This window comes from Bacillus sp. AP50 (genome assembly GCF_040492675.1).
Classification (GTDB): Bacteria; Bacillota; Bacilli; order Bacillales; family Bacillaceae_G; genus Bacillus_A; species Bacillus_A cereus.
The window spans coordinates 1-5,752 of sequence record NZ_JBEUTW010000235.1 but is presented as its reverse complement, the minus strand read 5'-3'; the positions used below and the strand labels follow the sequence as shown (position 1 = coordinate 5,752).

Genomic DNA, 5,752 nt, shown 5'->3' with positions numbered 1-5,752 from the left:
TGGGAGACCGAAAGGTTGCCAAATTTCTCATCGAAACGTTATTAAAACAATAAAAAATAACGGTTATATTGAAATCACAACGGACGATCGTTTTCTTCAGTTATTGAATTATGCTTTTGATGGTTCCGTGTTTGATATATACAGTGCTTTGTTGAATGGAGCTAGACTCGTGCTTGCTCCAAACAAAGCTGCTAGCGATCTTAAGGAAATTGCAAGGTTAATGAAAGAGGAAAATATTACGATATCCCTTATGACCACGGCATTGTTTAATGTAATTGTAGATGAGCAGATATCTTGTTTGAAAAACTTGAGAAAAGTCCTGATGGGCGGCGAGAAGGCTTCTATAAAACATGTTCGCAAAGCCGTCAATTATCTAGGAGATAACCGGATAATTAATGTATATGGTCCAACCGAAACAACGGTATTTGCTGCTACGTATGAAGCCGATCATCAAATAAACTCTTTGGATTGTATTCCTATAGGTCGCTCAATAAATAATACACAGCTGTACGTTGTAAGCCAATCTGGTCATCTCCAACCAATGGGTGTTTCTGGGGAATTATATATAGGCGGAGATGGAGTAGGCAAAGGTTATTTAAATCAAAGTGAGCTTACAAACAAATTCTTTATAGATAATCCTTTCGGTGAAGGTAAGGTATATAAAACTGGCGATTTAGTACGCTGGCTACCTAATGGGAATTTGGAATATCTGGGAAGATCGGATCAACAGGTGAAACTCCGTGGACATAGAATAGAACTAAGCGAGATCGAGGCTAGGCTAGCTGAATATCCTGGCATACAAAATTGTGTAGTAGCTTTAAAAGGGGAAGGATCGAATGGATCTTACTTATATGCTTATTATGTGGCTGAGTTGAAAGTAGAAACTGTAGCGTTGAAGAAATTTTTACAGGAAAAGCTTCCTAGTTTCATGATTCCTGCAAGATTTGTGCAGCTGGATGAAATTCCACTCACCTCAAATGGGAAGGTGGACAAAGGCAGTCTGCCGGAAATACAGGAAATTCATGACCCTCGACATCAAAAAGCAACTACACAATTAGAGCAGCAGCTAGTTGTCCTTTATCAGGAAGTTCTTAACAGGGAGAAGATTGGAATCTATGATAACTTCTTTGAATTAGGCGGTCATTCTTTAAAATTAATGATGCTTACTTCAAGAATATCTAAAGAATTAGCTGTAGATATTTCCTTTAGAGACGTATATGCTAATCAAACTGTAAAGCAGTTGGCAGACCATATAAATTCTCTAGAAAAAAACATCTTCGAGGCGATTAATCCTGCGCTTGAAAGCGAGTTCTATCCAGTATCTTATGCTCAAAAGCGGATGTATCTGGTTCAGGAAATTGAAGGGGATAACAGCACGCACTACAATATGCCAATTGCATTGGAAATTAAAGGTGCACTTCAGAAAACAAAAGTAGAGACCATCATGCAATTATTAGTGGATAGGCATGAGTCTCTTCGTACCTCTTTTCATATTAAGGATGAGCAGATTGTTCAAAAAATTCATCAGCGTGTCGATTTTCAGTTTGAAATCATTTCTTCCTCAGGAAGAGATGAATCAGTACTGGTAGAACAGTTTGTACGACCATTTAATTTACAAAGTGGTAGCCTATTTAGAGCAGCGTTAATTGAGAAATCAAGTGAAGATTTTATTCTCTGTCTAGATATGCATCATATTATCTCTGACGGAGTGTCTGCCAATATTCTATTTCAGGAGTTTGTATCTTTGTACCGTAACGAAAAGCTGCCTGAATTATCTGTTCAATATAAGGACTACAGTGTTTGGCAACAGAGAGAAGATCAGAAGCAGAAAATTCAAGAACAGGAGGCATTTTGGCTAAATAGGTTTACTGGAGAGATACCGGTTTTGAACATGCCTTCAGATTTTCCGGAGCGTGCAGATAAACTGTCCAAGGGAGAGACTTTTCATACGGAAATAAATGCGACTCTACTGGAAAAATTAAGAGACCTTTCTATCAGAAGTGGAACTACGCTGTTTACAACGCTCTTGGCTTCGTTTCATATTTTCCTTTCTAAATATACCAGTCAGGAAGATATTGTGGTGGGTACTCCTATCTCCGGTAGAGGTCATACTGATCTTGAAAGAATTGTAGGAATGTTTGTCAACACATTGGCAATTCGTTTGCAGTCTAATTCTAGTCTTACATTTAATGAGTTTCTTGCCAAAGTAAAAAATGAAACTGTTCTTGCGTTTGATCATGCAGAATATCCTTTTGAAATGTTAGTTGAAAAGCTGAATCTTTATCGAAATTCCGGTAGCAATCCACTTATTCATACTATATTTACTTTACAAAGTGAGAGTTCGTCTGCTGATGGAATCCCTGATCTTACGGTAACCCCTTACGAATGGGAGTGGGGAAATTCAAAATATGATTTTACACTTGCTGCAACAGAGGGGGAAAGTTTAAGGATTTCAGTGGAATATAATACTGGAAAATTTAAAAGAAGTACTATTAAGAGAATGCTTAAGCATTTTGAATGGATTTTAGAACAAATTACTAAAAATCCTGATATGTTATTAAAAAGCATTGAGATAGCCACTCCGCATGAAAAGGATATGGTCTTAGAACAGTTTAATAGCACTTATAAACACATTCCAACAAATAAAACTATACATCAGCTTTTCGAAGAACAGGCGGAAAAAGCACCTGGATATCCTGCTGTCATATATAAAGATGAGGTTCTTACGTACGGGGAATTAAATAATCAATCAAATAAGCTGGCCAAAATGTTGAGAAAAGCCGGCGTTGGTCCTGAGACAGTAGTGGGAGTAATTATGAATCCGTCTTTAGAAATGGTTGTAAGTACTCTTGCTATTCTTAAATCAGGAGGGGCTTTTTTGCCAATTGATCCTAAATTGCCTGTCGGTAGACAAGTTTATATGCTTGAGGACAGTTCTGCTGATCATTTGGTGGTCCATACGCTTAATCAAATTCCGGAATCTTATGGCGGGAACACTTTTTGTTTAGAGCAGCTATCCTCATCAAACGAAGATGAACCGAACCTTGAGAGTATCATCAAGCCAGACAATCTTGCCTATGTTATCTATACGTCTGGTACAACAGGAAGACCTAAAGGTGTGATGGTAGAACATCTTTCTCTCGTAAATCTGTGTTTTTGGCATAATCACGAATTCCAAGTCATACCAAAAGACCGAAGCGCAAAATTAGCGGGATTTGGTTTTGATGCTTCTGTATGGGAGGTATTCCCTTATTTAATTGCCGGATCTTCTATTTATATAGTAGAAGATGATATTAGGGGGGATGCAGTTGCCTTAAACAGCTACTTTGAGAAAAACGAAATAACCATCAGCTTTCTGCCTACCCAGTTAGCAGAACAGTTCATCCCTCTCAACAATAGCTCATTAAGAATTTTGTTAATTGGCGGAGAGAAAGTTAGAAAAGTAAGTAGCGCACCATATAGAATCGTAAATAATTACGGTCCTACTGAAAATACCGTTGTGGCAACCAGTTGCACACTCTTTGAAAATCAAATGGAATATCCGATTGGGCAACCAATATGGAATAACCAAATTTTAATTCTCAGTCCCGATGGAAATGTGCAGCCTGTCGGCATTCCTGGAGAATTATATATTGCGGGGAGAGGGTTAGCCAGAGGTTATATGAATAACCCTTCTCTTACTGAAGAAAGATTTGTGGAAAATCCTTACTCAGATGGTAAGATGTATTCAACTGGAGATGTAGCACGATGGCTTCCAGATGGCAAGATTGAGTTTCTTGGAAGACAAGATAATCAAGTGAAGATAAGAGGCTTTCGAATAGAGATAAACGAAATAGAATCCTGCCTACTTCAGTATCCATCAATTCGAGAAGCTGTCGTTTTGGCTCATGAGAGTGAAAGTAAGCGTTATTACTTATGTGCATATATAGTATCGTCTAATAAAGCTGATTACAGTGAGATTCGGCGTTTCTTACTTGAACAACTTCCTGAATATATGGTGCCAGCTCATGTCATTCAACTTGATCATATTCCATTAAATCCAAACGGGAAGATAGATAAGAAAAAGCTGTTAGAAGTTAAAGAATTTACTTTACCGGTTTCAAAATATACAGCACCAAGTAATCCTCTTGAGAAAAAGTTGGTAGCTATTTTTAAGGATGTCCTAAAAGTTGAGCAAATTGGCGTTCATGACAATTTTTTTGAGAGGGGAGGACATTCGCTTAATGCCACTATTCTTCTCTCAAGGATTCATAAGCAGCTTAACATAGGAATTAAATTACGTGAATTTTTTGCTAATCCTACAGTTTCTGGGACAGCACAGCTCATGCGACAGGAAAAAAATACTCGGTACCTTTCAATTCAGAAAGCTGCAGAACGGCCTTCTTACCCAGCTTCTGCCGCTCAGAAGAGAATGTTTATAGTCGAACAGCTGGATGCCCAGAACGATGGAACGAATTATAATATGCCAATTGTTATGGAAGCTAAAGGAAATCTGAGTGCGGAAAATGTTGAAAAAGCGTTCAAGTCATTGATAGCTAGACATGAGGCTCTTCGTACGTCTTTCCATTTGGAGGATAATCATCTTACTCAAGTTATTCATCATCAAGATATACCTTGGAGTTTGGATGTTGTTAGAGCATCAGAATCTGAAATTGAAAATCTTGTAAATAAATTTATAGTACCGTTTGATTTGCAAAAAGCTCCATTATTCCGTGCTGTTTTACTTGAAATTAGTCCCAATCGACAACTTATTATGATGGATATGCATCATATAATAGCTGATGGAATCTCGGCTAATATTCTTTTAAGGGACTTCTGTGCTTTATACCAAGGGCACAGCCTGCCGAACATCACTCTGAACTACAAAGATTTTGCTGTTTGGCAGCAGGAAGATGAACAGATTGAGAAGTTAAAGACCGATGAGGAATATTGGTTAAATATGTTATCAGGGGAGCTTCCTGTGTTGGATCTTCCTACCGATTTTACACGACCACCTGTAAGGCAGTTTAAAGGAGAAACCCTTGAATTTTCAGTGGATAGCTCTATTTTGAAAAAGTTGAAGGAACTCTCAGCTTCAGAAGGGGCAACTTTATATATGACTTTATTAGCTGCCTATAATGTACTTCTTTCTAAATATACAGAAAAAGAAGATATTATCGTCGGATCTCCAATTGCCGGTAGGCCTCATGCTGATCTTGAAGAAGTAGTTGGTGTATTTATTAATGTTCTTGCTTTAAGAAATAGACCGGAAGGAAGTTTGAGTTTCCGTGAATTTCTTGCAAATGTCAGAACGGAAACCTTGAAATCTTACGAATATTCAAATTATCCTTTTGAAGAGCTTGTAGAAAAGTTAGATCTAAAACGGGATTTTAGCCGAAATCCTATATTTGATACGACATTTAGTTTGCAGAATTTTGACCTGGACATAGCTATAGGAGAGGAACTGCAATTTAAGCCATATGAGATTGAATGGAAAAGCTCGAAGTTTGACCTAAGCTGGATATGTCAAGAGGGGGAATCTCTTTATATAACACTAGAATACAGTACAAGCCTGTTTACCCAAGATACTATAGAAAGAATGAGAAATCATTTTCTTCATCTGCTGTATCAGATAGTTGAAGATCCTGAACAAAAGCTGTCAGATATGATTCTGGTGACAGAGGAAGAAAAACATCAGCTTCTGTATACCTTTAACCAAACTGAAAAGCCGTTCCCGAATGATAAAGCAATCCATCAACTGTTTGAGGAACAG

General features: G+C 37.7%; 1 protein-coding gene. It reads left to right on the top strand.

The features are described 5' to 3' along the window. On the top strand, positions 1-5,752 hold a 5,752-nt coding region (locus ABWK52_RS17875; protein ID WP_353772051.1), incomplete at both ends, for an amino acid adenylation domain-containing protein.